This window comes from Mesorhizobium sp. CAU 1741, assembly GCF_039839275.1.
In the GTDB taxonomy this organism is placed as follows: domain Bacteria; phylum Pseudomonadota; class Alphaproteobacteria; order Rhizobiales; family Rhizobiaceae; genus Aerobium.
Genome location: NZ_JBDOQP010000002.1, coordinates 270,767 through 295,850 on the forward strand (window position 1 = coordinate 270,767; position 25,084 = coordinate 295,850).

General features: G+C 63.0%; 27 protein-coding genes and 2 tRNA genes. 15 read left to right on the plus strand and 14 right to left on the minus strand.

What is annotated here, in order from left to right; genetic code table 11:
* Positions 1–90 precede the first annotated feature (90 nt).
* Positions 91–1,014 (minus strand): tRNA (adenosine(37)-N6)-dimethylallyltransferase MiaA, encoded by a 924-nt coding sequence (miaA, locus tag AAFN84_RS08235; RefSeq protein WP_347514082.1) that lies wholly within the window; start codon positions 1,012–1,014, stop codon positions 91–93.
* On the opposite strand from miaA, the gene serB reads away from it, so the two are divergent.
* A complete protein-coding gene (gene serB / locus AAFN84_RS08240; protein WP_347514083.1) occupies positions 1,013–1,900 on the plus strand; it encodes a phosphoserine phosphatase SerB in 888 nt (295 codons plus the stop codon). The two genes, miaA and serB, sit on opposite strands and share 2 nt — an antisense overlap.
* Positions 1,897–2,454 carry a GNAT family N-acetyltransferase gene (locus AAFN84_RS08245; protein ID WP_347514084.1) on the plus strand — a complete coding sequence of 186 codons (558 nt, stop codon included), beginning with the start codon at positions 1,897–1,899 and terminating at the stop codon, positions 2,452–2,454. The genes serB and AAFN84_RS08245 overlap by 4 nt, the downstream gene beginning before the upstream one ends.
* Before the next feature lie 114 nt (positions 2,455–2,568).
* Here the strand turns inward: AAFN84_RS08245 and AAFN84_RS08250 are convergent, their stop codons facing one another.
* From AAFN84_RS08250 to AAFN84_RS08275, 6 genes are all read right to left on the minus strand, one after another.
* Entirely contained in the window at positions 2,569–4,083 is a 1,515-nt protein-coding gene (locus AAFN84_RS08250; RefSeq protein ID WP_347514085.1) for a DegQ family serine endoprotease, read from the minus strand.
* A 176-nt stretch (positions 4,084–4,259) separates the two neighbouring features.
* Positions 4,260–4,445: a DUF2065 family protein gene (locus AAFN84_RS08255; protein ID WP_347514086.1), complete on the minus strand. Its 186-nt coding sequence runs from the start codon at positions 4,443–4,445 to the stop codon at positions 4,260–4,262.
* Position 4,446: 1 nt separating this feature from the next.
* Entirely contained in the window at positions 4,447–5,505 is a 1,059-nt protein-coding gene (locus AAFN84_RS08260) for a protease modulator HflC (protein ID WP_347514087.1), read from the minus strand.
* Positions 5,505–6,602 carry an FtsH protease activity modulator HflK gene (hflK, locus tag AAFN84_RS08265; protein ID WP_347514088.1) on the minus strand — a complete coding sequence of 366 codons (1,098 nt, stop codon included), beginning with the start codon at positions 6,600–6,602 and terminating at the stop codon, positions 5,505–5,507. Before hflK ends, AAFN84_RS08260 begins: the two co-directional genes overlap by 1 nt.
* Before the next feature lie 145 nt (positions 6,603–6,747).
* A complete protein-coding gene (locus tag AAFN84_RS08270; protein ID WP_347514089.1) occupies positions 6,748–7,248 on the minus strand; it encodes a dihydrofolate reductase in 501 nt (166 codons plus the stop codon).
* Between the two features lie 3 nt (positions 7,249–7,251).
* Complete coding sequence (locus AAFN84_RS08275) at positions 7,252–8,046, minus strand: thymidylate synthase (protein WP_347514090.1); 795 nt, start codon at positions 8,044–8,046, stop codon at positions 7,252–7,254.
* Between the two features lie 163 nt (positions 8,047–8,209).
* Here AAFN84_RS08275 and purU point away from each other — a divergent pair, with 163 nt between their 5' ends.
* The gene (purU, locus tag AAFN84_RS08280; RefSeq protein ID WP_347514091.1) at positions 8,210–9,061 is read left to right on the plus strand and encodes a formyltetrahydrofolate deformylase; all 852 of its coding nucleotides are present in this window, start codon (positions 8,210–8,212) and stop codon (positions 9,059–9,061) included.
* A 57-nt stretch (positions 9,062–9,118) separates the two neighbouring features.
* On the opposite strand, the gene AAFN84_RS08285 is transcribed toward purU, so the two are convergent.
* The 5 genes from AAFN84_RS08285 to AAFN84_RS08305 all read right to left on the minus strand — a co-directional run bounded on the left by AAFN84_RS08285 (position 9,119) and on the right by AAFN84_RS08305 (position 14,886).
* Entirely contained in the window at positions 9,119–9,496 is a 378-nt protein-coding gene (locus AAFN84_RS08285; RefSeq protein WP_347514092.1) for a helix-turn-helix transcriptional regulator, read from the minus strand.
* 84 nt (positions 9,497–9,580) lie between these two features.
* Entirely contained in the window at positions 9,581–10,624 is a 1,044-nt protein-coding gene (proX, locus tag AAFN84_RS08290; RefSeq protein WP_347514093.1) for a glycine betaine/L-proline ABC transporter substrate-binding protein ProX, read from the minus strand.
* An 84-nt stretch (positions 10,625–10,708) separates the two neighbouring features.
* The gene (locus tag AAFN84_RS08295; RefSeq protein WP_347514094.1) at positions 10,709–11,641 is read right to left on the minus strand and encodes a proline/glycine betaine ABC transporter permease; all 933 of its coding nucleotides are present in this window, start codon (positions 11,639–11,641) and stop codon (positions 10,709–10,711) included.
* A 2-nt stretch (positions 11,642–11,643) separates the two neighbouring features.
* The gene (locus tag AAFN84_RS08300) at positions 11,644–12,822 is read right to left on the minus strand and encodes a glycine betaine/L-proline ABC transporter ATP-binding protein (protein ID WP_347514095.1); all 1,179 of its coding nucleotides are present in this window, start codon (positions 12,820–12,822) and stop codon (positions 11,644–11,646) included.
* A 315-nt stretch (positions 12,823–13,137) separates the two neighbouring features.
* Positions 13,138–14,886: a diguanylate cyclase gene (locus AAFN84_RS08305; RefSeq protein WP_347514096.1), complete on the minus strand. Its 1,749-nt coding sequence runs from the start codon at positions 14,884–14,886 to the stop codon at positions 13,138–13,140.
* Between the two features lie 185 nt (positions 14,887–15,071).
* On the opposite strand from AAFN84_RS08305, the gene AAFN84_RS08310 reads away from it, so the two are divergent.
* Both AAFN84_RS08310 and AAFN84_RS08315 read left to right on the plus strand, forming a co-directional pair.
* Positions 15,072–15,896, plus strand: coding sequence for a phosphatase PAP2 family protein (locus tag AAFN84_RS08310; protein WP_347514097.1), 825 nt, complete (start codon positions 15,072–15,074; stop codon positions 15,894–15,896).
* Between the two features lie 302 nt (positions 15,897–16,198).
* Positions 16,199–17,347 (plus strand): DUF4214 domain-containing protein, encoded by a 1,149-nt coding sequence (locus AAFN84_RS08315; protein WP_347514098.1) that lies wholly within the window; start codon positions 16,199–16,201, stop codon positions 17,345–17,347.
* 366 nt (positions 17,348–17,713) lie between these two features.
* On the opposite strand, the gene AAFN84_RS08320 is transcribed toward AAFN84_RS08315, so the two are convergent.
* Positions 17,714–17,788, minus strand: a tRNA-Thr gene (locus AAFN84_RS08320).
* Positions 17,789–17,987: 199 nt separating this feature from the next.
* Here AAFN84_RS08320 and AAFN84_RS08325 point away from each other — a divergent pair.
* The 10 genes from AAFN84_RS08325 (at position 17,988) to AAFN84_RS08370 (ending at position 23,803) form a co-directional block, all read left to right on the plus strand.
* Positions 17,988–18,179, plus strand: coding sequence for a hypothetical protein (locus AAFN84_RS08325; RefSeq protein ID WP_347514099.1), 192 nt, complete (start codon positions 17,988–17,990; stop codon positions 18,177–18,179).
* A 113-nt stretch (positions 18,180–18,292) separates the two neighbouring features.
* Entirely contained in the window at positions 18,293–19,582 is a 1,290-nt protein-coding gene (gene murA, locus AAFN84_RS08330; RefSeq protein WP_347514100.1) for a UDP-N-acetylglucosamine 1-carboxyvinyltransferase, read from the plus strand.
* Positions 19,583–19,691: 109 nt separating this feature from the next.
* Complete coding sequence (locus AAFN84_RS08335; RefSeq protein WP_347514101.1) at positions 19,692–20,129, plus strand: DUF2948 family protein; 438 nt, start codon at positions 19,692–19,694, stop codon at positions 20,127–20,129.
* Between the two features lie 19 nt (positions 20,130–20,148).
* Positions 20,149–21,447 carry a histidinol dehydrogenase gene (gene hisD / locus AAFN84_RS08340; protein WP_347514102.1) on the plus strand — a complete coding sequence of 433 codons (1,299 nt, stop codon included), beginning with the start codon at positions 20,149–20,151 and terminating at the stop codon, positions 21,445–21,447.
* Between the two features lie 4 nt (positions 21,448–21,451).
* On the plus strand, positions 21,452–21,931 hold the full coding sequence (locus tag AAFN84_RS08345; RefSeq protein ID WP_347514103.1) for a UPF0262 family protein: 480 nt from the start codon (positions 21,452–21,454) through the stop codon (positions 21,929–21,931).
* 5 nt (positions 21,932–21,936) lie between these two features.
* Entirely contained in the window at positions 21,937–22,395 is a 459-nt protein-coding gene (locus AAFN84_RS08350) for a low molecular weight phosphatase family protein (RefSeq protein WP_347514104.1), read from the plus strand.
* A gap of 89 nt (positions 22,396–22,484) precedes the next feature.
* Positions 22,485–22,703: a translation initiation factor IF-1 gene (gene infA / locus AAFN84_RS08355; protein ID WP_006200926.1), complete on the plus strand. Its 219-nt coding sequence runs from the start codon at positions 22,485–22,487 to the stop codon at positions 22,701–22,703.
* Between the two features lie 32 nt (positions 22,704–22,735).
* On the plus strand, positions 22,736–23,362 hold the full coding sequence (locus tag AAFN84_RS08360) for a Maf-like protein (protein WP_347514105.1): 627 nt from the start codon (positions 22,736–22,738) through the stop codon (positions 23,360–23,362).
* Between the two features lie 4 nt (positions 23,363–23,366).
* Positions 23,367–23,570 (plus strand): DNA gyrase inhibitor YacG, encoded by a 204-nt coding sequence (gene yacG / locus AAFN84_RS08365; protein WP_347514106.1) that lies wholly within the window; start codon positions 23,367–23,369, stop codon positions 23,568–23,570.
* A 157-nt stretch (positions 23,571–23,727) separates the two neighbouring features.
* Positions 23,728–23,803, plus strand: a tRNA-Phe gene (locus AAFN84_RS08370).
* Between the two features lie 199 nt (positions 23,804–24,002).
* Here the strand turns inward: AAFN84_RS08370 and AAFN84_RS08375 are convergent.
* Entirely contained in the window at positions 24,003–25,061 is a 1,059-nt protein-coding gene (locus tag AAFN84_RS08375; RefSeq protein WP_347514107.1) for an SDR family oxidoreductase, read from the minus strand.
* Positions 25,062–25,084: the final 23 nt, after the last annotated feature.

The following is a 25,084-nucleotide window of genomic DNA, read 5'->3' on the forward strand; positions in this document are numbered from 1 at the left end:
CGACGCTCCGTTATCACATGCCGGCTCTTACGCTAAGTTAATTTAAACAACCAGGCCGCGAACATCTTGAACGCAAGAAAGGTGCGCAAGTCACGGCAGATCAGTCGAGTCGATCCGCCGCCAGGCTGGCCCGAGCTGGTTGCGAAACCACGTCGACTGGCGCTTGGCGTATTGACGCGTCGCAGCCTTGGCTCGTGCCACCGCCTCTGCAAGGCTTATCTCGCCTCGGTCCGCGGCCTGGAGTTCCCTGACGCCGATGGCCTTCATCGCGGGCATCGCGTCATCCACGCCGAGCGCTCCGAAAGCCAGAACTTCCTGCATCGCGCCGTGTTCCATCATTGCGTCAAAGCGAGCCTCGATCCGCGCGTGTAGCAACGCCCGCTCCGGCTCGATCACAAAGAGTTGTGCTTTCGCCTCGTCCACCAGCGGCCGACCAGCCTCCTGCTGCCAATGCGTGATCGAGCGTCCAGACGCCTCATGAACCTCCAGTGCCCGCACGATGCGCTGGCCATCGCCGGGCTTCAGTCTCGCGGCCGTCGCCGCATCCCGCTCGGCAAGCAATGCGTGCATCGCCTCCGGTCCTTCGGCCGCGAGCGCATCGCGCCATCGCGCGCGAACGTCATCGGGAATGGACGGCATCGCCGACAGCCCCTCGGTCAGCGCCCTGAAATAGAGGCCCGTCCCGCCGACGAATATTGCCGGTCTATTCTCGAGCTTACCCGAGGCGATCAGGTCTGCCACCTCGCGCATCCAGCGCCCGGTGGAATAGTATTCGCGGGGATCGACATGGCCATAGAGATGATGCGGAGCCGTCGCCAGATCCGCATCGTCGGGCCTGGCGGTCAGCACACGCAGGACGCCGTAGACCTGCATGGAATCCGCATTGACGATCACGCCCCCGGTCTCCTGCGCCAGCTTCAGGGCCAGCGCCGACTTGCCGCTGGCTGTGGGGCCGGCTATCAGGATCGCGTTCTTCAACGGCTCATTCGGGCCCTGCCGCGCAGGATTTATCATGTCATTCGTCGCCACGCTGATCGCCAATCCGGTCCGGCCGGCTCTTACCGCCGAACTGGCAGATAGAGCCTCACGTGCGGTCGGCGCAAGCCGGATCGACTGGCTCGATGATGGCATAGCAGCCGACTTTCCCCTGCCCTCCGGGGCAAGGCCCGACGAGTCCGCCGCAGAACTGCGAGGCGTGATCGGCGACGCGGCGGTCGACATCGTGGTGCAGGAAGAAGGTACGCGGCGCAAGAAATTGCTGATTGCCGACATGGACTCCACGATGATCGACCAGGAATGCATCGATGAACTCGCCGACGAAATTGGCCTTAAGGCGCATGTCGCCGAGATCACGGCACGGTCGATGAACGGTGAACTGGCGTTCGAGCCGGCACTGCGCGAACGCGTGGCCTTGCTCGCGGGGCTCGACACGGGCGTCATCGAACGGATCATCGAAAACCGCATCACGCTGGCCGCTGGCGGCAAGACCTTGGTGGCGACGATGAATGCCCACGGCGCATGGACGGCTCTGGTATCCGGAGGCTTTCTTGCATTCACAGGTCCCATCGCCGCAAAGCTCGGTTTTCACGAGAACCGCGCCAATACGCTCTTGGAGGCCGATGGCCGCCTCGCCGGCAAGGTCGCCGACCCGATCCTCGGACGCGCGGCCAAGGCGGAGGCGCTGCGCGACATTGCCGCTCGGCGCGCCATCACGGTGGAGGATGCCATTGCGGTTGGCGATGGCGCCAACGACCTCGACATGCTGGGGCTTGCCGGCACCGGCGTCGCCCTGCACGCGAAACCCGCCGTCGCGGCCCAGGCGCGTTGCCGCATCGACCATGGCGACCTGACTGCGCTTCTCTACATTCAGGGGTACCGGCGCCAGGAGTTTGTAGAGTGATGGAGCTCGAGACCGATCGGCTCGTCATCCGCAATTGGGGCGAGGACGACCGTGCGCTTTTCCACCGCATCAATTCAGACGACGAGGTGATGCGGTTCTACGACTTTCGCCGCAGCCGGCCGGAATCGGACGCGTTCATGGACCGGGTGCGCCGGGACAACGAAGAGCGTGGCTACGGCTTCTCCGCGCTCGAACTGAAACGCACCGGCCAGTGCATCGGCTTTGCCGGCCTGCAGCCCGTTTCGATCCTTCCGGCACGGCCTGCCGGCGCGACCGAGATCGGATGGCGGCTTGCGCCGGAGTTCTGGGGCAAGGGCTACGCCACCGAGGCGGCTCTGCGTCTGCTGGCGTTCGGCTTCGAGCAGCTTGCGGTCGATGAGATCGTCGCGTTCGCGGTCTGGAATAACGAACGCTCGGTCGCGGTGATGCAGCGCATAGGCATGACGTGCGAGGAAGGCTCCGACTTCGACCATCCGCGCGTCGTCGCACCCGAACTCAGGCGGCACGTGCTCTATAGCGTGACTGCGGACACGTGGCGCTCTCGACCGGGATGAATTCAGGTCGAAACGACCTGAATCTTAAGCGCGATCGAGTCCAAAGAGATGGAGCGGAATGTGGGCGGAGAACCGCTTCACACTTTTCCTCATCCCGCTCGGGAAAGCCGCCGCTCAATCCATCCTGACGGTGACGAAACGCAGTTCGCCGGTCTTTGACGACAGCATCAGCAAGGCATTGCGGCGGCCCTGGTCGCGCAGCGCATCGATGCGGTCGATAACCTCGTCCGGCGACGAAACCGCCTCCTGGGCGATCTCGGTAATGACGTCACCGGCGGCGATTCCGCGCTCTTCGGCTGCCGAACCCGCTTCCACTTCCGTCACGACGACCCCGGATACCTCGGGCACGATCTCGAAGGTTTCCCGCGCTTCGTCGTCCAGTTCCGCGATCGTCATGCCAAGGATCGCGGCGGTGGCCACAGGGCCCTCGTCCTGCGTCGGTTCCGACTCCTCGAGCGCGGCCTCCTCGCTATCCTCGAGCCGGCCGAGGGTGACGGAAACCGTCTGTTCCTCGCCCTTGCGAATGATGATGACGTCGACAGCCTTGCCGACGGGGCTCTCGGCAACGATGCGCGGAAGGTCGCGCATGGCGCCGATCTCCTTGCCGTCGAAGCGGACGATGACGTCGCCTGGCTGGATGGTGCCATCGTCAACGGGTCCACCCTGTATCACGCCTGCGACGAGCGCGCCCATTGCCCTCGGCATGCCAAGGCTTTCGGCGATCTCGTCGGTCACCGGCTGGATGCGCACGCCGAGCCAGCCGCGCCGAGTTTCGCCGAATTCGCGCAACTGGTCGATGACGTTCATGGCAAGTTGCGACGGGATCGAGAAGCCGATGCCGATCGAGCCGCCAGAAGGCGAAATGATCGCCGTGTTGATGCCGATCACGCGCCCGTTCATGTCGAACAGCGGACCACCGGAATTGCCGCGATTGATGGCGGCGTCCGTCTGGATGAAGTCGTCATACGGGCCGGACTGGATGTCGCGCCCGCGCGCCGACACGATGCCGATGGACACCGAGCCACCAAGGCCGAACGGGTTGCCGATGGCCATGACCCAGTCGCCGATACGCATCGCCGCTGAATCGCCGAACTCCACCTGCGTGAGTTCACGCAGCGTGGGGTCCACCTTCAACACAGCGATATCGGTCTGCGGATCGGTGCCGACGAGCTCGGCGTCGAGCTTGCCGCCATCAGCGAAGTTGATCTCGATCTCGTCCGCGTCGGCGATGACATGATTGTTGGTGATGACGATGCCTTCCTCGGCATCGATGATGAAGCCCGAACCGAGCGATTGCACACGGCGAGGCCCCATCTGCCCGCCTTCGCCCGGCTCGTTGAAGAATTCGTCGAAGAATTCCTGGAACGGCGAGCCCTCGGGCAGGTTCGGCGGCGGCACATTGCGCTGCGTGGCAGGCGCGTTCTGCGACGTGGAGACGTTGACGACGGCATCGAGCAGGCCTTCGGCGAGATCGGCCACGGACGCCGGACCATGCTGGACGGGCGGCTGGGCCTGGGCCTGGGCCTGGGCCCGTGGCGCGGTCCCCAGTGCGCCGGCAAACGACAATGCGACGGCGGTGGCGCCAATGACCGCCTTGCGCGTCATCGAGGGGAGGTTCATGGCAACCATGCAGACAATCTCCGAATTGCGCCCAGATAGGGCTCCGTCACTTAACGGGGATGCTCGCCAACAATGAGGCGTGTTTGCGACCGATTCCAGCCGCGTCCGATAAATCCATTGTGACCGCCGGCGCAATCGCGCGCAAGGATGCAGCAGCGATCCGCCGCCACATCTCCGCTTATCCGCTATCCCCGGACGAACCAGACGATGAGCACACCGAGAGCGAGCGCGACGAGCCCGCCAATGCGCATCGCCTGTTCGGGCATCGTCAGGACCTCGGCGGCCAGCCGCTTCGCAAGTTGCGGCAGGCCGCCATATAGGATGCCCTCGATGACCAGCACGAGGCCGAGAGCGACGACGAGGTCGCTCACGCTAGTCCGACGTGCCGGATGCCGGCGCGGTTGCGCCGTTCTCCGGCGCTGCTGCAGGAGACGCGGCAGGTGCATCGTCGGGAGCTGGCACTGGCGCCGTGGCATCGGCCGGTGCTTCAGCCGGAGCCGTGGCATCAGCCGGCGCATCCGCCTGAGCCGCCGGGGCACCACCGGCCGGGGCGCGGCCTGCCGAGTTGCCGAAGAAGCGGAAGAACTCCGAATCCGGCGACAGGAGCATCGTCGTGCCTTCACCCTGCAGTGCGTTGCTGTAGGCCGACATCGAGCGATAGAACTCGAAGAAGTCGGCGTCGCGCTGGAAAGCCTTGGCGAAGATGGCGTTGCGCTGTGCTTCGCCCTCGCCTCGCAGGATCTCCGATTCACGCTGTGCTGCAGCCGTGATCTCGACCACCTCGCGGTCCGCGCGGGCACGGATGCGCTGGGCAGCCTCCCGACCACGTGCCCGCAGGCGCTCGGCCTCGGCAAGACGTTCGGCACGCATGCGTTCGTATGTCTGCTGGGAGACTTCGGCCGTCAAATCGGTACGGCGGATGCGCACGTCGACGATCTCGAGCCCGAGCGAGGTGGCGTCCGGACGCAACTGGTCGGCCACCTCCCGCATCATCGAACCGCGCTCTTCCGAGAGCGCTGCCTCGAAGCCGCGAAGACCGTAGACCCGGCGCAGGGCTGCATCGAGACGGGTGCGCAGACGCTGCTCGGCCAAAGGCACCGAGCCCGAAACCGCCAGACGGAAGCGGCGTGGCTCGCTGATGCGATAGGCAATGAACGCGTCCACCTCGTAGAAGCGGCCTCCGGACACCTGGACACGGATGTCGTCGAGATCGAAACGCAGCACGCGATCCTCGATCAACTGAACGTTGTCGGCCTCGATGAAGGGAAACGGCAGCTTGAAATAGATGCCGGGCTCGGTCTTCACGTCGACGATTTCACCGAACCGCAGCACGATTGCCTGCTGACGCTCGTTGACGACGAAAATGGACGACCAGACGAGGAATAGAATGATCGCTGCGGCGATGATGATGGCTGGGAGACGGTTGCTCATCAGTTGTTTCCTCCCGGCGCCGTGCGAAGTTCAGGCAGCGGCAGATACGGGATCACGCCCTGGCCATTGCCCTGCTCGACGATCACCTTGTTCGATCCACTCAGGACGCCTTCCATGGTTTCGATGAAGAGACGCTGACGGGTCACGTCCGGCGCCTTGGCGTATTCCTCGTAGACCGACACGAAACGTTGCGCCTCGCCTTCGGCTTCCAGCACGACGCGGTTGCGATAGGCGGCTGCCTCTTCACGAATCTGTGCCGCCTGGCCTCGTGCCTGTCCGAGCTGCTGATTTGAATACTGGTTGGATTCTTCCACGAAGCGATCTTCGTCCTGCTCGGCGCGCTGCACCTCTTCAAACGCATCGGCGACCTCGCGCGGCGGCGCCGCGTCCTCGATCGAGATGGCGGTGATCGCCAATCCCGCGCCATACTGGTCAATCGTGCCCTGCATGATCTCGCGCACTTCTTCCGCGATCCCCTGTCGATCATCGCGGAAAATATCCTGCGCGGGACGGCGTCCGACAACTTCACGCATCGCGCTTTCGGCGATCTGCCGCAGCGTAGCGTCGGGATCCGAGACGTTGAACATGTAAGCGGCCGGTTCGGCGATCTGGTAGGCTACCGAGAAACGCACGTCGACGATGTTCTGGTCACCCGAAAGCATCAGGCCGGAGGACTGCCCTGCCCGCGTGCCTTCACCGATGTTTACGAGCTTTTCAGCCACGTTGGCAGTTTCGACGGTTTCGATCGGCCACCAATGGAAATGCAGGCCCGGCTCCGAGATCTCGTCCTTCGGCTTGCCAAAGCGCAATTCGACGGCGAGTTCGTCCGGCTGGACGGTGTAGATCGACTGGAACGCCCAGAGACCGACGAGGACAAGCGCGATCAGCCCGAATATTGCGGGGCTGCTGCCACCGCCGCCAGGCAGCGCCTGCTTCAGTCGGTCCTGGCCGCGCCGGATGATGTCCTCGAGATCGGGAGGCGTGTTGCTGGGGCCGCTTGGGCCGCGTGGACCTTGCCCCCACGGACCGCCACCGCCGCCATTGCCGCCGCCGCCCCCCCAGGGACCGCCGCCGCCACTCTGATTGCTCCAGGGCATGAATTTCCTCTCGGTCTTGATTGCTTTGCGGCGGAACCATCCGCCACGTGTTGCCGTTTTGATGGGTTATAGGGATGCGAAGGCACGCTTTCAACGCAATGCGTGATGCATCCGGCGTTTTCGCGGCACTTCGCCGCCTGAATCGTCAGCCAGCAGCCCGTTCATAGACCACATGCCGTGTCGCATGCGTGTCCTTTTCACCCTGCGGGTAGTTGTCGCTCGACACCACCGTCCAGATTTCCGGCTGGATCGGCGGGAAACGCGTGTCACCATCGACGTTTGCCAGCACATGCGTGACATCGAGCCGGTCGGCGATGGGCAATGACTGGGCGTAGATCTGCCCGCCGCCGATGACACACGCCTCCGCGCTGCCACTCCTGCGGGCTTCCGCGATGGCCTCGTCCAGTGAGGCAACGACCGTCGCGCCGTCCGCGCTGTAGGCCGGATCACGCGTGATCACGATGTTGTGCCGCCCGGGCAATGGCTGCTTGGGAAAACTCTCCCACGTCTTGCGGCCCATCACGATCGGCTTGCCCATGGTGGTGTCCTTGAAACGGCGCATGTCCGTCGACAGACGCCAGGGCAGACCGCCGTCACGCCCGATGACACCGTTCTCCGCGATCGCGACGACGAGTGTGATCTTCATGATTCACACCGCTATCGGCGCGCGGATGGTCGGGTCCGCGACGTAGCCGTCGAGACGGAAATCATCGAAGCGGAAGGCGAACAGGTCGGCCACCTGCGGATTGATCCACATCGTCGGCAGCGATCTCGGCGTGCGCGTCAATTGCTGGCGCGCCTGCTCGAAATGGTTGGAATAAAGATGCGCATCGCCAAGCGTATGAATGAAATGGCCGGGTTTCAGACCCGTCACCTGCGCCACCATCATCGTCAGGAGCGCATAGGAGGCGACATTGAACGGGACCCCGAGGAAAATGTCGGCCGAGCGTTGATAGAGCTGGCACGACAGCCGGCCTTCCGCCACGTGGAACTGGAACAGGCAATGACACGGCGGCAGCGCCATGGCGTCGACCTCCGCCGGGTTCCAGGCCGAGACGATCAGGCGGCGCGAGTTCGGGTTCTCGCGAATTTCGCGGACGACGTTGGCGATCTGGTCGATCGATCCGCCATCGGGCTTCGGCCATGACCGCCACTGGGACCCATAGACCGGGCCGAGGTCGCCATTGCCGTCTGCCCATTCGTCCCAGATCGTGACGCCGTTGTCGTTGAGATATTTGACGTTGGTGTCGCCAGCCAGGAACCACAGCAGTTCGTGGATGATGGACTTGAGATGGAGTTTCTTGGTCGTCAGCACCGGAAACCCCTGCGCCAGGTCGAAACGCATCTGCCAGCCGAAGACGCCGCGCGTGCCGGTGCCGGTGCGATCCCCACGATCGACGCCGTTTTCCAGGACATGGCCGAGAAGTTCGAGATATTGCCGCATTGAAGAGCCCGGGAGATTCGAGGAGCCCCCATCATAGACGAGCAGCAGGCCCGCGACACCTCCCAACACGGGCCTGTGGACAGTGACAGACAAGTTGGTGATTGAAGGTAGCGGCCACGCCCGGCTATGACGGACGCGACCTCAGAATCCCGGAGATACCCACATGGTTCGCCCCTCCCACTTCCTCACTCTTTCCTGCGACGACCAGCCCGGCATCGTCGCATCAGTCACCGGCGCACTGGCGTCCATCGGCGCCAACATCGTCGAGAGCAGCCAGTTCTGGGACCAACCGAGCAACCAGTTCTTCATGCGCATCTCGCTGGACTCGCGCGGCGCGGACAAGCCGGCGCTCGAAGCGGCGATAACGCCTTCCGTGCAGCGGTTCGACATGCGGATCCGCCTCACCGAGACCGCGACCCGCCCTCGGATCATCATCATGGTTTCGAAGTTCGACCACGCGATGCTGCATCTGCTGTACCAGATCCGGGTCGGCTGGCTGGACGCGGATGTGGCGGCGATCGTCTCCAACCACGAGGACAGCCGCCGGGCGGCCGAAGAAGCAGGCATTCCCTATCATTGCTGGAAAGTGACGAAGGACAACAAGCAGGAACAGGAAGCCCGCCTCACGGCGCTGGTCGAGGAAACCGGGGCCGAACTGATCATCCTCGCCCGCTACATGCAGGTCCTTTCGGATGAATTCTCCAGCCGGCATTTCGGCCGCATCATCAACATCCACCACTCGTTCCTGCCCAGCTTCAAGGGCGCCAAGCCGTACCATCAGGCCTACGACCGCGGCGTCAAGCTGATCGGCGCGACCGGCCACTACGTCACGCCCGACCTCGATGAAGGCCCTATCATCGAGCAGGAGACGGAGCGGGTCACCCATGCGATGAGCGCGGACGACTTCGTCGCGGTTGGCCGTGACATCGAATCGCGCGTCCTCGCCCGGGCGGTAAAATTGCATCTGGAGAGCCGCGTCATGCTCAGCGGCAACAAGACGATCGTCTTTGCCTGAAACGCGACGAGCCCTGGCGGGTCGGCCGGGGCTCGTCAAATTGCGCGGGCGATCGGTTCAGGCGGGGTTGCCCTTACGCTCCAGGCTCGCCGCGATCTCCTGCATGCGCCGGTTGAGCGCGGCAATCTCGTCCGAGGTCTGCTGGAAGGCCCGCATGAGATCCCCCGGTTGCTCCTCGGGCCGTTCGAACGGCCCGGATCCCATCCCGGTGAGAAGCCAGGACGGGCTAACGCCCAGCAGTCCCGCCATCATCGTCAGGCGGCTTGCGCGTGGCACATCGCGGTCGCGCTCCCATGCGTTCCAGCTCTCGGTCATCACGCCAAGACGCCGCGCCGCCTGGGCTACGGTGAGCCCCGCGGCTTCGCGTCCTAGCGAGATACGACCGCCGAGCGTGTCGTCGCAGGCGGTGTCGAATTCATCGGTACTGGCGATCAAGGCCGTGCCCTCCGTTGCCATCCACAGTGATCTTCCAAGGGTGGAAACGGCGGCGCAGATGCGCCGCCGTTCCGCAATTCAGGCTCAGTCAGCCGCCGCGCGCGCTTCTTCGAGCCAGCCGTCCACGAGATCGGCATTGGCTTCGATCCACTCCGAAGCATGACGTTCGATGTCTTCCTGGTCGCCCTCGCCAGCGTTCATCTTCGCGTTCTGCGAGAAGATGTCGGCGATCGGGATGGATGCCGCCTCGAGAAGTGCGCCGACTGCAGGGTTCTCTCCGAGGAACGCGGTGTTGACCACGGGACGGATGTCGTTGGCCGGGAAGCCGAGCATGCAAGGATCGTTGATGCAGCCCTCGACGCCATCGAGCGTCGCGGCATCGGCAAGATCGGCCTGTGCTTCAGGCAGGTTGATCTCCGGCACCTCGATCCACATCACGTCTTCGCCGGGCTTGAGCTCGTCGACGGTCCAGTTCGGCGTCCAGGTATAGAACAGGATCGGCGTGCCTTCGCCATGAGCCGCCACGGCATCAGCCATCGAGGCCGCATAGCTCGCCTTGATCGGATTCACATGGTCGCGCAGATCATAGGCATCGAGGTGATGCTCGATGGTGATCTCGCAGCCCCAGCCGGGCGGGCACGCGACCAGATCGGCCTTGCCGTCGCCGTCACGGTCGAAGGCTTCCTTGACTTCGTCGCGCTTGAAATCCTCGAGCGACTTGATGTCGAATTCCTCGATCGACGCCTTGTCGACCAGATAACCTTCGAGTGCGCCACCTTCGGCCACGGCGCCGACGAGTTCGGCCCCCTGCGAATAGGTGCTCTCATAGGAATTATGCAGCGGGAACCAGCCATTCACCCACAGGTCGAGGTCGCCCTGGGCGACAGCCTGGTAGAAGGGCGGGTTGTCGAGCGTGGTCGGCCCCTCGACGGTGTAGCCGAGCTCTTCCAGAAGCTGCTTGTAGATTTCAGCGTGGAACCAGCCGGTGTCCCAGGTGGCCTGCGCCATCCGGACGGTCGTTCCGGCGCCGGGTCCTTCCTGGGCCTGCACCGACATGGCGGGAAGCGCCAGCATCGTACCAGCGGAAAGCGCCACGGCGAGCACGCGAGAGATTGATCGTGTTGTCATAGGGATAGTCTCCTTGTCTTCTTCTTGCGTCCGCCGCCCGGAGGCGGGGACATGGGAACCGCGCAAGAGACGCGGCGGGCAGGATCAGCCTGCCCTTTCGGCATCCGCCGCGGGCACAGGGCGCCGCAGCGAGAACAGGGATCGCATCGTCTCCAGGAGCGATGGCGAATGCGCGGCGCGCTTTTCACCCAGCGCCTGGCTGATGCGATCGAGAATAATGGCGAGCAGGACGATGCCAACTCCACCTGCGGTCGCGTTGCCCACGTCGAGACGGCCGAGGCCGGTGAACACGGTGAGCCCCAATCCACCCGCACCGATAAGCGCGGCGATCACCACCATCGACAGCGCCAGCATCAGGGTCTGATTGAGGCCGGCCATTACGGTGCGCATCGCGAGGGGAAACTGGACCTCGATCAGCATCTGCCAAGGGGTCGCACCGAATGCGGTTGCCGCTTCGGTGAGATCATGGCGCACGTTGCGGATGCCGAGGTCCGTCAGGCGGATGATCGGCGGCAGCGCGAAGATGATCGTGGCAATGATGCCCGGAACCACGCCGACGCCGAACAGCATCACGATCGGCACGAGGTACACGAAGGACGGGATGGTCTGCATGATGTCGAGGATCGGCCGCAGGATGGCGCGGAAGACGTCGCTGCGCGCGGCGATCACGCCGAGCGGAATGCCGATGATGACGCAGAAGAACACCGCCGTCACCACCATCGCCAACGTGGTCATGGTTTCCGGCCACAGGCCGATGAGGTCGATGAAGAGCAGCGCGACGAGCGTGAAGATCGCCACGCCACGGCCCGCGGTACGCCATGCCAGCAGCGACAGCAGCGCGGTGAAGACCAGCATCGGCAGCGCGTTGAATGCCGCCGACAGGCCGTTCAGGACCTGGGTGACCGGCCACTGCATGGAGCGGAAAAGCGGCCTGAAGTTCGGTACCAGCCAGTCGCGAACCAGCGTGTTGATCCAGTCGTCGAATGGTATCGACATGAAGTCGGATGGGCTCAGCATGCTCAGGCCCTCCCATTGGCAAGTTGTTCAAAGACGGCTTTTGGCTGCACGACGCCGGCAAGCGTCTCGTCGTCATTCGTCAGGGCGATCGGCAGGCCGGTCTGCGCCAGAGGATAAAGATCGAAAAGGCGGGTATCGAGCGAGGCGGCAGGAAAATCCGCCATCAGCGCGGATTTGAGATTGCCCCCATCGCGTGATGCCGCCACGGCGGCGCGATAGGTGACGAGGCCGGCGAGACGGCCATTGTCGACGACATGGATCGCGTCAACGCCCAGTTCCTCCATCCGCGCTACGGCTGCACCCGCGTCGGACGCGCCGACATCGAGCGGCTCGGCCGGGCTGGCGATCGACTGCGCGGTGAAGACCAGCGACCGGTCGACGTCCTTGGTGAAGGCGGCGACATAATCGTCCGCCGGATTGCCGACGATGTCTTCGGCCGTCCCCGTCTGGACGATCGCGCCGCTACGCATGATGGCAATTGTGCTGCCGAGCGTCAGCGCTTCATTCAGGTCGTGGGTGATGAAAACGATGGTCTTCTTCAGCGAACGCTGCAGTTCGAGCAGTTCCTGCTGCATGTCGGCGCGGATCAGCGGATCGAGCGCACTGAACGGCTCGTCCATCAGCAATATCTCCGGCTCGGAGGCGAGGCCTCGCGCCAGGCCGACGCGCTGCTGCATGCCGCCTGAGAGCTCGTCGGGATAGCTGTCGGCGCGCGCGCCCAGCCCGACCTGATCGAGAGCGACCTGGGCGCGATCGCGCCGCTCGGCCGCCTTCATGCCCCGGATCTTGAGCCCGAAAGCGACGTTATCGGCAACCGTCTTGTGGGGAAAGAGTGCAAAGTGCTGAAACACCATCGCGACTTTCTCGCGGCGAACCCGGCGCAGTTCTTCATCAGAACATGCCGCAACATCGATGCCGTCGATAAGTACTTCCCCGGCGCTCGGCTTGATCAGGCCGTTGATCATTCTTACGAGCGTCGATTTTCCAGAACCGGAAAGTCCCATGACGACGAAGATTTCACCTTCCGCAACCTGGAAGTTCGCATTGTCGACGCCAACTGTCTGGCCGGTCGCTTCGAATATCTCGTCCTTGTTCTTGCCGGACTCGAGAAGCGCGAGCGCTTCAGCGGCTTTCCCGCCAAAGATTTTGTAGAGGTTATTTCCGTTTATCTTTGCTTTCATGAACAACTTTTCGGACCTAGAGAAATCATGCCGACGAGGCATGAAATCTATCCGATGATAATTCCTATAGCGTTGGCGCCCATCACAACGTGGCAGGCGCATGTATATTCAGCAAAGGCTGATTGTTCGGCGTTCTCGCCAGCGGATAGTCTGCCCATATATGGACACAATCCTTTCGGGGTCAACCCCACGACCTTTCCGATGAGCGATGAATCACGGCTCCGGCGACGCCAGCCGCTGCGACCAGAAGGCGCATCTTTGCCCCTGCAACAACTCCTCTCCCGGCAGCCGCGCAGCAGCTACCGGGGCCTTGGCTTAGGCAATCAAGGCTTCGGGCAATCTGGTCTGGACGGCCAGGCGGACGCAGTTGCGGCCATTGCGCTTTGCGCCATAAAGCGCTTCGTCGGCCAACGTCACCAGCTCCGCAAACTCGGTCGTGTCGCCGGGGAATATCGAGATCCCCATGGAGATGGTCAGTTTGGGCAGGATCTCGTCATCGCAGCGGACGACGAGGTTCTCGATGCCGGCGCGAAGCTCCTCCGCCTTTTGCAAAGCATCGTCGCCGTCAGCGTCCCTGAGCAGCAGCAGGAACTCTTCGCCGCCATATCGGAACAGCCAATCGCCCTCGCGGATTTCCGAATGCAGGTAGTTGACCACCGCTACCAGCGCGGCATCGCCCGCGCGGTGGCCATGCACGTCGTTGAAGCGCTTGAAATGGTCGACGTCGAGCATGACCACCGCGAGGTTGCGCTCGTACCGCGCTGCCTGCGCGATCTCCTTTGTCGCCAGCACCTCCAGGTAACGCCGGTTGAAGGCATTGGTGAGCGGGTTGCGGATTGACTGCTCGTTGAGGGTCTCGCGCAGCTTGAGGCTGGCCAGCGTCAGGCCCAATTGCCGTCCTGCCATGCCGACGAGACGCATCAGCGCTTCGTTGTCGCCATCACCCATTGCAAATGCATCGCGCTCCATGCTCAGCAAACCCAAAGTCTCGCCAAACGCCTGCAGCGGAACGCAGATGGTGTGGCCTGCGTCGTGGTCGCCCTGACAATGCCGGCAAATCGGAGTGCCTGCCGCCGCGCTATAGACGTGGACCTGCCCCTTGCGCAGCGCCCAGCAATCGTCCGGCAATACGATCGGGACGATAGGGCCGTCTCCCCATTTCGTCACCAGCTTGAGCTGGTTGCGCGAGGCGGCGAAAACGCGAAAGGCGCCGGAGTGCGTGGGGAAGAGTCGTTGCAGGAACGGGCCGGAGAGGTTGGCTACCTCGTCCAGCGAATTGCACGACTGCAGGAAATTGCTCATTTCGTTCAGGAGCGCGATTTCATTTCGCTCCGACTTGAGCTGCATGACATTGGCGTCGAGGCTTCGGGCGTAGTCCTGTATCTTCGTGGCTGACTGGCGTCTTGAATTCAACTCGCGCCGCATCAGCATGAAAGATGCAACGACCATGGCGAATGTCGTCCCGACGAAGACCGCCATCGAAATGTAGGCCCTGCTGCGCGAGTTGTGGTAGGCAAGTTGGCGCTCGGCGAGCAGATCGTCTTCCTCGGCGATCAACTCAGAGAAAATCGTCCTGATCCGGCCGGTCGTCGCCTCTTCGTTGGTTCGCTGAAGCAGCGCGGTGACCGAGGCAAAGCTACCTCGCGTTCTATTCTCGAAGGCGGCTTCCAGTTCGGCGAAGCGCTCTTGCATCAGCGTGCTCGCATGGGTCACGCGCTGCACCTGTTCGGGGTTGTCGTCTACCGAGCTGAGAAGCCTCTGGATCAGATTGTCGGCGTCAGTCACGGCCCGACCGTAAGGGACGAGATCGCCACTGTTGCCGGTAATCAGAAAAGTGCGCTGCGCCGCCTCCGCGCTCATCAGGTCGGCGAAGGCCTGGGCCATGATCTGCCGCGCGATCGAGGTGTGCTTGACCCATGCCGTCGCTTCGGAGAGCCGGTTGAGGCTGGAATAGAGCATCATGCTGTTGACGACCAGCACGGTGGCAGCGCCCAGCACGAAGAGGCGACCAAAACCCCACCGCCGCGGCGTTCCGTCCGCAGTAGTCATTACGCGTGCGAGCATGTCGACGCTCCTCAAGCCCTGAAATCCCCTCTATCAGCTAGCGCTTAAAGATGAGCAATTCCTTACGATGCAAGGGTTTGGTATCGCTTTGCGTCGGTTGGATTAACTACGGATGCAGGAAGCGTTTGATCGAAAGCAGCAGAAAACCGATAGTCAGCTAAAGTATTGGTGCTGGGGAGCAAAGCATGTTTGAGTGGATGGGCAGCGCATTCGATGTCCCGATGATGATGGTATTCAACCAGATGGCGCAAGTTTCGGTTGTGCTCGACCTGATCATCGTCAAGTTCATGATGCTCGATACGGTCCGGATTCTGCCGATCGTCACGGCCCTGATCGCCGTTGCGCTGATGCAGAAACATCTGCGGGACATCAACCAGACATTCGTAACCGCGCTTGGCGGCTCGTTCGTCGCAATCTTCGCGGCGCGCATCGCACAGAACATTTCCGAGCGGCCCCGCCCCATCTTCGCCGACATCGAAGGCTTTCGCATTCCGTTCGGTACCGAACTCGACATTCCCGCCGACTGGAGCTCTTTCCCGAGCGACACCGCGGCGCTCGCCTTTGCGCTTGCAACGGCGGTGCTGCTGCGCTCGAGGCTGCTCGGCAGCGCCTGCCTGGTCTGGGCACTTGTGGTCTCCACCTTCCCGCGCGTCTATGCGGGCTACCACTATCCCAGCGACATCCTCGGCGGCGCGATCATCGGCGCGTCTTCCGTGATGGCCGTCGCGTATCTGTCGCCCTCATGGCTCGTTTCGCTGAGCGAGAGCGTCATGCGACGCAGCCAGCCGATCTATTACGCGGCAATATTCGTCGCCCTGTACACCACCGCGACCATGTTCTTCGACGTCCGGCAGACGTTGAGCGCCGCCGCGGACATACTTCTGGAAGACGAGAACACGCGCACGACTGCCTGGGGCGAGAGTCTGGAACGTGAGCGCATCGTCGCCGAGGGCAGTTCGCACTCGATGGAACTGAGGCCTTCGAAGAGCCCGATCATCATGGTCGATTGAAACGGCGCGATCCCGAGCGCGGTTGCTGGCCGGGAAAAGAATGGTGCCGCTAGTAGAGGATTGAACTCTCGACCTCTCCCTTACCAAGGGAGTGCGCTACCACTGAGCAACCACCGCAGGTCGCGAAGGCGACGCGCACCTTCTCACCATTGTCGCAGCCGATCTCGGAGCGTGCGGCCGCCGATCGCGCCGAACCGCCATCCTGGACAACCCCGATTAGCTAAGCGCGCAAATCCTCTTCATTTGAGCGAGGCATTCAAACCTCCTGTCCGAGCCCAAGATTTGCATCAATCCGCCTCGGCGTGTATCCCTTCAATGAACCGGGAAGAACGAAAAAATGCTCTATTGTCACGATATTGAAGCGGGCCGTACGCTACCTGGGTAATATATTTGAGCAGGGAGATTACAGCGGGATGACTTTATACTTCTTTTCCTTCGAGGGTATCGCGGAGGGCACTGCCGATTCCGGCACGAAGATCGGCTACAATGGACAGGCCCAAGATTCGACGGAATTGAACGCTTGGCAAGCGTCGATTGGCGGGGACGCGATTTTCGTCCCGATCAATTCAGCCGAGGCGTATTCGGCGCTCCAGACCGGCGTGATAGATCTTTACGCAACGACATCGGGGGAGTTCGCAAACTACCTTGCTTCGGTTCTGGCTGGCACGCCGGTTGATCCGCCCGGCGATGGGCCGTCGCCGGATGATGACACGCCGCCTGACGATACGCCTGATGAAACCGACGCACCACCGTCCAACGGCGGTCTCCAGCTTGTGATACCACGAAATCTGGGCATTTCTTCGCCGAACGAACTGGATGGAGCGACGATTGCGTACTCGACCGACCTCGTGAGCGAGGCGGCACTATCCAGTTACTTCGGAGACCTTGGCATCCGCGTCGAGTTCGTCATTTTCGCTTCTATTGATGAGGCGGTGGAAGCCTATAGTGCTGGACGCACCGACGTCCTCGCCGTTGGCTCTGGGCTGGCTGACACGATCATTGCTCGAAGTCTCGGTGGGGAGACACAGGAGGTCTTCGAGATCACAACAGGCTCTGCCGCCCCTCAACATGTCAGCAACGTGGCGCTCCTCTACGAGGCCGGCTTTGCACGCGAGGCTGATACCGGTGGGTTGAACTACTGGATCGACCTCAACGAGGGCGGCATGGACCTGATGTCCATGGCAGTCCTGCTCCTCGATAGCGACGAGTTCACCCAGCGCTTCGGCGATGACGACGCCATGTCCGCTTCGCAGTTCGTGAACGTCATGTACATGAATGTTCTGAACCGGCCCGGTGAAACGGCAGGTGTGGACTATTGGGTCGGCCAGATGAACGCTGGCGCCTCGCGCGAGGCGATCTTGCTCAATTTCGCCATCAGTGCCGAGAATGTGCAGGCAAGCACCGTCGGAATGCTTCATGAAGCCGCGCCCGGATACTGGGACTTCGGTTGATCCTGCTATCGGGGACGCTGTTGCCCGATGCATTGCCTGCAGCCCAGGCTCAGGACCTATTAATGTCGATTGAGATGTGATTCACGGTCTCCGAGAAGGAGGCCGTGATGGGTGATTTGTTTCTGCCAAGTGAGTGCCAGATGGCGCGGATATCGCGGTTCTTAGGGAGCTTTGGAGAATCATCCATCGGGTCGCCACCAGCGAGCTACTGTGGTGCGCTGGCGTGCTAGGTTTGTGCTACCAGCACGCTCCAGCGTATCCCTAAGTTATTGAAAAACAACAAACAGGGCAAATGCGCGCTATGCGCGTGCTAGTCCCTTCTGGATTTTGCCCGATCCAGGAAACTCAATTATTACAAGGGGTTGATGGTGCTGTGAGAGAGGATTGAACTCTCGACCTCTCCCTTACCAAGGGAGTGCTCTACCACTGAGCTACCACAGCAGGTCGCGAATGCGGCGGACTTCTGCCACAAGGTTTGCCGGAGCGCAAGCGCTCAAGAACGCATTTTGCAGCTCGTCGTCACTGTGATATCGAGCGCGCCCATTGCGGGCCGTTGGCAATGGGCTAGGAGGCCGGGACGACCTCTGCTATAGGCGGGCGCCGCCAGAAGAACACAATTCGTCTTTAGCCGGAGATTCTGATGAACCCGCCAGACGACGAGCGCCGGAAGGTCAGTTCGCCGGATCCAAAGCAGGCGCGACTTGCCGAAAAGCTGCGCGCCAACCTTCAGCGGCGCAAGGCGCAGGCGCGTTCGAGGCGGGACGGAGCGGCCGATTCGCGGCCGGAGGGGTTGTTGAGGGACAACGGGGACGACCATACGGGCCGGGACTGACCGGAGCGGCCTCTTCTCCGACGATCGACAACCAATTTGAACGGGTGGCTCGTCCCTGTGACGGACACGCCCTCGAAGATCACCAAACCGGCGGGCCGGGAAGGATATTGCGCATGGATCGCATCAGGATAGTCGGCGGCAACCAGCTCAACGGATCGATACCGATCTCCGGCGCCAAGAACGCAGCCCTGCCGCTGATGATCGCCTCGCTGCTCACCAGCGAGACCCTGAGCCTCGAGAACCTGCCGCATCTGGCCGACGTCGAGCAGCTCACGCGAATCCTAGGCAATCACGGCGTCGACTATTCCGTCAACGGGCGCCGCGAAGAGCAGAACTCGCTCTATGCACGCACGGTGAATTTCACCGCCGGCAACATCGTCGACACGACCGCGCCTTATGAACTCGTCTCGAAGATGCGCGCATCGTTCTGGGTGATCGGGCCGCTCCTGGCGCGCATGGGCGAGGCGCGCGTGTCGCTGCCGGGCGGCTGCGCGATCGGCACGCGTCCCGTCGACCTGTTCATCGAGGGGCTGGCCGCGCTCGGCGCGGAGATCGAGATCGAGCAAGGTTACGCGCAGGCCCGAGCGCCGAAGGGGCTCATTGGCAACCGCTACGTCTTTCCGAAGGTTTCCGTCGGCGCCACGCACGTCCTGATGATGGCCGCGACGCTCGCCAGGGGCGAGACGGTGCTTGAAAACGCCGCCCGCGAGCCGGAGGTCGTCAACCTCGCCGAATGCCTGATCGCGATGGGTGCCAAGATTTCCGGCGCCGGCACCTCGACCATCGTCATCCAGGGCGTCGGCTCGCTGCACGGCGCCACCCACGCCGTGATTCCCGATCGCATCGAGACCGGCACCTATGCGATGGCCGTGGCAATGACCGGGGGCGACGTGGTTCTCGAAGGCGCGCGCGCCGACCTTCTGGAAAACGCGCTTGCCGCCATCGAGCGCGCCGGCGCAGAGGTCACGCCGCTGAACTCGGGCATTCGCATCCGCCGCAATGGCGCCGGCATCCAGCCCGTCGACGTGACAACCGAGCCCTTTCCCGGCTTCCCGACCGATCTGCAGGCCCAGTTCATGGGGCTGATGACGATGGCGAAGGGACGCTCGCACATCACCGAGACGATCTTCGAGAACCGGTTCATGCATGTGCAGGAGCTGGCGCGTCTCGGGGCTCGGATCACGCTTTCAGGCCAGACGGCGATCGTCGATGGCGTTTCGCAGTTGAAAGGCGCGCCGGTGATGGCGACCGACCTTCGCGCATCTGTCTCGCTGGTGATCGCGGGCCTCGCGGCGGAAGGCGAGACCGTGGTCAATCGCGTCTACCACCTCGATCGCGGCTTCGAGCGGCTGGAAGAGAAGCTTTCGGGCTGCGGCGCGACGATCGAGCGACTTTCTTCTTAGGATTCCGTCTCTGTCGCGCCGCTTGTCCCGGCGCATCTGTTGCACCATACGTAAAGACGGCCTAACACCGGGGCGAACCCGTCCCGGCCTCTCCGGATTGCGCACCGCCATGTCACAGCTCAAGCTTGTCGCCCTTGACGAACAGGACCTGGAGATTGTTTCCGCGCATGTGCAGGACGCCGTCATGAAAGTCGGCGACCTGACCTATCTGGCGGCGGAAAAGCGCTTCGTCATCGCCATGAACCGCTTTGTGTGGGAAAATCGGCCCGGCCTGTTCAGCCGTCGACACGAGCGCCGTCGCTGTGCACTGCATTTCGAGGGCGTGGAGGTTGTCAGGACGACGGGTTTTGCGCGCGAGGCGACAGATGAAGTGCTGTCGCTGCTCGCGATTCGGTTCCTGCCCGGAGGCGAGGCGCCGGCGGGCGTCGTCGAGCTCACCTGCTCGGGCAATGCAGCGATCCGCCTCGACGTGGACTATGTCGAGGCGAGGCTCTCCGACCTCGGCGCAGCGTGGGAAACGTCGTCGCGCCCCCATCACAAAAACTGAGCGGAGCCTACTTCCCCACATGCCCCTGCGCCTCGACCAAAATGCGCCCGATTTCGAGACCCGCTTTGCAGCTTTCCTGTCCACCAAGCGGGAAGTCTCCGAAGACGTGGACACCGTGGTGCGCGACATCATCGCGTCGGTGCGCCTGCGCGGGGATGCGGCGCTGATCGAATACACCGAGCGCTTCGACCAGCTCGACCTGCGCGACTGCGGTATCGCCATCACGCAGGCGGAAGTCGACGCGGCGCTGGCGGCGGTCGATCCCAGCACGCTCGCAGCGCTCGAACTGGCCCATACCCGCATCGTCGCGCATCACCAGCGCCAGATGCCGAAGGACGACAGCTATATCGACCCGATCGGCGTCGAGCTCGGCTCACGCTGGAGCGCGGTCGAGGCGGTCGGCCTGTATGTTCCCGGAGGCACGGCAAGCTATCCGAGCTCGGTGCTGATGAACGCCGTTCCGGCGAAGGTGGCGGGCGTCGAGCGCGTCGTCATGGTCGTGCCGTCGCCGCGCGGGGAGTTGAACCCGCTGGTGCTGGCGGCAGCGCGCCTTGCCGGCGTCTCGGAAATCTATCGCGTCGGCGGTGCGCAAGCCATCGCGGCGCTTGCCTATGGCACCGAGACCATCGCGCCGGTGGCCAAGATCGTCGGGCCCGGCAACGCCTTCGTGGCCGCCGCCAAGCGTCGGGTTTTCGGCACGGTGGGCATCGACATGATCGCCGGCCCATCGGAAGTGCTGGTGATCGCGGACGGCGCCAACGACCCGTCATGGCTTGCCGCGGACCTCATCGCCCAGGCCGAGCACGACACGGCGGCGCAGTCGATCCTGATCACCGACGATCCGGCGCTTGCTGACGCGGTCGCGGCCGAGGTGGAACGTCAAATCTCCGGCCTGCCGCGCGGCGAAACGGCCGCGGCGAGCTGGCGCGACTATGGCGCCATCATCCTGGTTGCCGATCTCGAGCACGCCGTGCCGTTGGCAAACCGCATCGCGGCCGAACACGTCGAGCTGGCGATGGAAGGTGCGGACGAATATTCCCGAAAGATCCGCAATGCCGGCGCCATCTTCGTCGGACGGCACACGCCGGAGGTGATCGGCGACTATGTCGGAGGCTCCAACCACGTCCTGCCTACTGCCCGCTCGGCCCGCTTCTCGTCCGGCCTGTCGGTGCTCGATTTCGTCAAGCGCACCTCGGTGCTGAAGCTCGGCCCCGACCAGTTGCGGGAAATCGGCCCCGCGGCGATCACGCTGGCGCGCGCGGAGAACCTGGACGGCCATGCGGCATCGGTCGCCATCAGGCTGAACCTGGAAAGCTGATGCGATGAGCGGGCGCGACGGCAAGTCACGGCTGGTCGACGTCGAACTCGACGAATCGATCGGCCGCTCGACGCCGGACGTGGAACACGAACGCGCTGTCGCCATCTTCGACCTGATTGAGGACAATTCCTTCAAGCCGGTCGGCGACGATCACGGGCCGTACAGGCTGCGCCTGTCGCTGGTGGACGCCAAGCTGGTGTTCACGGTGACCCGCGACAGCGGCGAATCCGTTGTGACCCACATCCTGTCGCTGACGCCCTTCAGGCGCGTGGTGAAGGACTATTTCCTGATCTGCGAAAGCTACTATGAGGCGATCCGCAGCTCCACGCCGTCCCAGATCGAGGCGATCGACATGGGCCGCCGGGGGCTGCACAATGAAGGCTCGCAAACGCTGATGGACCGGCTTTCCGGGAAGATCGACGTCGATTTCGACACGGCGCGCCGGCTCTTCACCCTGGTCTGCGTTCTGCATTGGCGGGGCTAGCATCCGTGGATGGGACTGGCCGGATCCCACGTTCAATCCTTTTCCTGTGCGGCATGAACGCTATCCGTTCCCCGATGGCCGAGGCGATCGCGCGTTCGATGCTGCCGCGCGACGTCTTCATCGCGTCGGCTGGCGTGCGTGCCGGTCCGCGGGACCCGTTCGTGGATGCAGTGCTGGCTGAACGCGGCCTGTCGCTCGGTGATCGTCAGCCCCAGCGGCTGGACGATCTCGAGGACGCCTATTTCGACCTGATCGTGACGCTCGCGCCCGAAGCCCACCACGCCGCGCTCGAACTGACGCGCACCACGGCCGTCGACGTCGAATACTGGCCTACCGCGGACCCGTCAGGAGCGGTCGGCACGCGCGAACGTATCATGGAAGCCTATCGCGACGTTGGCGAGCGCCTTCAGGCACGGATCGCGACGCGATTCGGGACCGAAACGACCGCTGAAGAGGCGGAATAAGCATGTTCACAAAGCCGCGCTAATCATATAGGTTCCGCGCAACTTTCCGGCCGCTGCGGCCGGCATGTCAATCAAAACACAGGTATCGGATGCCGAAGGAAGAAGTACTCGAATTTCCGGGTGTCGTCACTGAACTGCTGCCAAATGCGATGTTCAGGGTGAAGCTCGAGAACGAACATGAAATCATCGCACACACGGCCGGGCGCATGCGCAAGAACCGGATCCGCGTTCTGACCGGCGACAAGGTCCTGGTCGAAATGACCCCGTACGACCTGACCAAGGGTCGCATCACCTACCGCTTCAAATAGCGGTCCCCTCCCCTAAAGCCCACGGATCCTCGATGAGCGTCTCCCAGAAGCTTGTGCTGGCCTCGGGTTCCCCCAGGCGGATCGAGCTTCTGCAGCAGGCAGGCGTCGAGCCCGATCGCATCTATCCGGCCGATCTCGACGAGACGCCATTGCGGGCCGAACATCCCCGCTCGCTCGCCAAGCGGCTCTCCGCCGCCAAGGCGCAAAAGGCGCTGGAAGGGCTGAACAACGAGGGCCAGACGGGTCTGTTCGTGCTCGCCGCCGATACGGTGGTGGCGGTCGGAAGGCGGGTCCTGCCCAAGGCCGACCTCGTCGAGGAAGCCTCCAATTGCCTGAGGCTGCTGTCGGGCCGCGCGCATCGCGTCTATACCGGCGTGTGCCTGATCACGCCCGCGGGCAAGGTGCGCCAGCGGCTGGTGGAGACGCGCGTGCGCTTCAAGCGCCTGTCGCGCGACGAACTGGAAAGCTACCTCGCGTCCGGCGAATGGCGCGGCAAGGCCGGCGGCTATGCCGTGCAGGGCCTGGCCGGTACCTTCGTCGTCAAGCTGGTCGGGTCCTACACCAACGTCGTCGGCCTGCCGCTCTACGAGACGGTGGGCCTGCTGACGGCAGACGGCTACGCCGTGCATCCGCGCTGGCACGCCAGCGCCAAGGCCTGAAACCATGTCTGATCGACCCGATACGGCGAAAGTGACGCCGCTGCGTCCGCGCCGACCATGCCCCGAATGCGGCAAACCCTCGTCGCGCGCCGACTACCCGTTCTGCTCGCCGCGCTGCAAGGACGTCGACCTCAATCGCTGGCTCTCCGGCTCGTATGCCATCCCGGTCACCGAGGCCGACGAGAACCTCGACGACGACGAACACTAGACCCCGCCCGGCATCGCGCGGAGCGACCGGAAATTAGTCGCCGAATGCTGCCGGTTGACGCTGGACAGGCGCAAATCTCGTGCTATAACCCACGCGCTTCCGGGGGAACACCAACACCTCCGGGCGAAGAGACTGCTTGGCAGTTCTCTCCTCAAGTGCCCAGATAGCTCAGTTGGTAGAGCAGCGGATTGAAAATCCGCGTGTCCGTGGTTCGAATCCGCGTCTGGGCACCACTTCCCCGTTTATCGAATAGTTTCCGTGTAATAGGCCGCTAGGCGTCCAACTTTCGGATCGGTCCGAGGAACGTAGGACTTCCTGCGGCCCTGCATGGCGCCCGGATGCCGTGTCGTTTCCAGAATTTAAGCAGGCGCGCGGCCAGCGAATGATGCCGCAAGAGCAGCCACAACCGACTGCCGCCCCAGCGGCGGGAAGTTAGCCGATGATCTTGCGCGCACGCAGATCTTCGAACACCGAAAAGAACATTTCGGCCGTATCGACATGTTCGTGAAACCCAAGACGCCGTGCCTTCGATCCATCGGCGAAAAAATCGTAGTTCCACCCAAACACAGCATCACCGAATGGCCAGGACGACACGTCCGAATAGCTGACGTCTGCCAGTCCGCGGCGTTTTACCATGTCGGCCCATAGCGATTCCTTGTCGGCCATGATGGTCGACAACTGCATGGGCAGCGGCGGCGCCACATCGAGCTCGAAATAGGCAGCGATCCTGGGCCACATTTCGCTCCAGCGAAACAGGTCGCCGTTGGTGATGTTCAGAGCCTGGTTTGCACAGGCCGGTGTGGTGGCGGCCCAGACGGTGGCCCGCGCCAGCAGCCCTGCGTCCGTCATTTCCAGAAGGCTATCATATGCCCCCGGCTTGCCCGGGAAACGCAGTGGCAGCCCGAGTTCCTTGGACATGCTGGCGTAGATGGCGATCACCATGGCGAGATTCATCGGATTGCCCAATCCGAAACCGACGACCACCGAAGGGCGAAGGGCGGACCACGACCACGTTTTGTCCTTCTGCCGCTGTTCGAGGAAATTCTGCTGGTCGATGTTGAATTCAGGCGGCATGTGGTTGGCGTCGCTCTCGCGTGCGGGCGTCTTGAAGGGACCCAGATGTGCGCCGTAGACCTTGTAGCCCTGCATCAGGCTGATGTGCTGCAACCGATCGGCAACGGGCTCGATGGCGTCGACTACGTTGACCAGCATCGCCAGGTTTGGCCGAACCAATTCCGCCCAGCCGGGGCGATCCTGGTAGGCGGCATAAAAGATATGCGTGACCTCGGACAGTGATGCGAGGGCCTGGCGTGTGCCGTCGCGGTCGAGCAAATCGACGGGAACATAGCGGACACGCTCGTTGGAGACACCACCCCTGCGTGACAGCCCGACGATATCCCAATCATCCAACGTCAACAGATGATCGATAAGATTGCCGCCAATCACACCGTTGGCACCTACCACTAAGGCTGTTTTTCGTATTTCGGACATTCTCTGCTCCTCGCGCCCCTGAT

What these genes read in the sequence shown, in the direction of transcription:
- serB (WP_347514083.1), top strand. Translation starts at nt 1,013, where the DNA reads ATGTCATTCGTCGCCACGCTGATCGCCAATCCGGTCCGGCCGGCTCTT.
- miaA (WP_347514082.1), bottom strand. Translation starts at nt 1,014, where the DNA reads ATGATAAATCCTGCGCGGCAGGGCCCGAATGAGCCGTTGAAGAACGCG.
- AAFN84_RS08250 (WP_347514085.1), bottom strand. Translation starts at nt 4,083, where the DNA reads ATGGTTGCCATGAACCTCCCCTCGATGACGCGCAAGGCGGTCATTGGC.
- AAFN84_RS08260 (WP_347514087.1), bottom strand. Translation starts at nt 5,505, where the DNA reads ATGAGCAACCGTCTCCCAGCCATCATCATCGCCGCAGCGATCATTCTA.
- hflK (WP_347514088.1), bottom strand. Translation starts at nt 6,602, where the DNA reads ATGCCCTGGAGCAATCAGAGTGGCGGCGGCGGTCCCTGGGGGGGCGGC.
- AAFN84_RS08270 (WP_347514089.1), bottom strand. Translation starts at nt 7,248, where the DNA reads ATGAAGATCACACTCGTCGTCGCGATCGCGGAGAACGGTGTCATCGGG.
- AAFN84_RS08275 (WP_347514090.1), bottom strand. Translation starts at nt 8,046, where the DNA reads ATGCGGCAATATCTCGAACTTCTCGGCCATGTCCTGGAAAACGGCGTC.
- purU (WP_347514091.1), top strand. Translation starts at nt 8,210, where the DNA reads ATGGTTCGCCCCTCCCACTTCCTCACTCTTTCCTGCGACGACCAGCCC.
- proX (WP_347514093.1), bottom strand. Translation starts at nt 10,624, where the DNA reads ATGACAACACGATCAATCTCTCGCGTGCTCGCCGTGGCGCTTTCCGCT.
- AAFN84_RS08295 (WP_347514094.1), bottom strand. Translation starts at nt 11,641, where the DNA reads ATGCTGAGCCCATCCGACTTCATGTCGATACCATTCGACGACTGGATC.
- AAFN84_RS08300 (WP_347514095.1), bottom strand. Translation starts at nt 12,822, where the DNA reads ATGAAAGCAAAGATAAACGGAAATAACCTCTACAAAATCTTTGGCGGG.
- AAFN84_RS08305 (WP_347514096.1), bottom strand. Translation starts at nt 14,886, where the DNA reads ATGCTCGCACGCGTAATGACTACTGCGGACGGAACGCCGCGGCGGTGG.
- AAFN84_RS08310 (WP_347514097.1), top strand. Translation starts at nt 15,072, where the DNA reads ATGTTTGAGTGGATGGGCAGCGCATTCGATGTCCCGATGATGATGGTA.
- AAFN84_RS08325 (WP_347514099.1), top strand. Translation starts at nt 17,988, where the DNA reads ATGAACCCGCCAGACGACGAGCGCCGGAAGGTCAGTTCGCCGGATCCA.
- murA (WP_347514100.1), top strand. Translation starts at nt 18,293, where the DNA reads ATGGATCGCATCAGGATAGTCGGCGGCAACCAGCTCAACGGATCGATA.
- AAFN84_RS08335 (WP_347514101.1), top strand. Translation starts at nt 19,692, where the DNA reads ATGTCACAGCTCAAGCTTGTCGCCCTTGACGAACAGGACCTGGAGATT.
- hisD (WP_347514102.1), top strand. Translation starts at nt 20,149, where the DNA reads ATGCCCCTGCGCCTCGACCAAAATGCGCCCGATTTCGAGACCCGCTTT.
- AAFN84_RS08345 (WP_347514103.1), top strand. Translation starts at nt 21,452, where the DNA reads ATGAGCGGGCGCGACGGCAAGTCACGGCTGGTCGACGTCGAACTCGAC.
- infA (WP_006200926.1), top strand. Translation starts at nt 22,485, where the DNA reads ATGCCGAAGGAAGAAGTACTCGAATTTCCGGGTGTCGTCACTGAACTG.
- AAFN84_RS08360 (WP_347514105.1), top strand. Translation starts at nt 22,736, where the DNA reads ATGAGCGTCTCCCAGAAGCTTGTGCTGGCCTCGGGTTCCCCCAGGCGG.
- yacG (WP_347514106.1), top strand. Translation starts at nt 23,367, where the DNA reads ATGTCTGATCGACCCGATACGGCGAAAGTGACGCCGCTGCGTCCGCGC.
- AAFN84_RS08375 (WP_347514107.1), bottom strand. Translation starts at nt 25,061, where the DNA reads ATGTCCGAAATACGAAAAACAGCCTTAGTGGTAGGTGCCAACGGTGTG.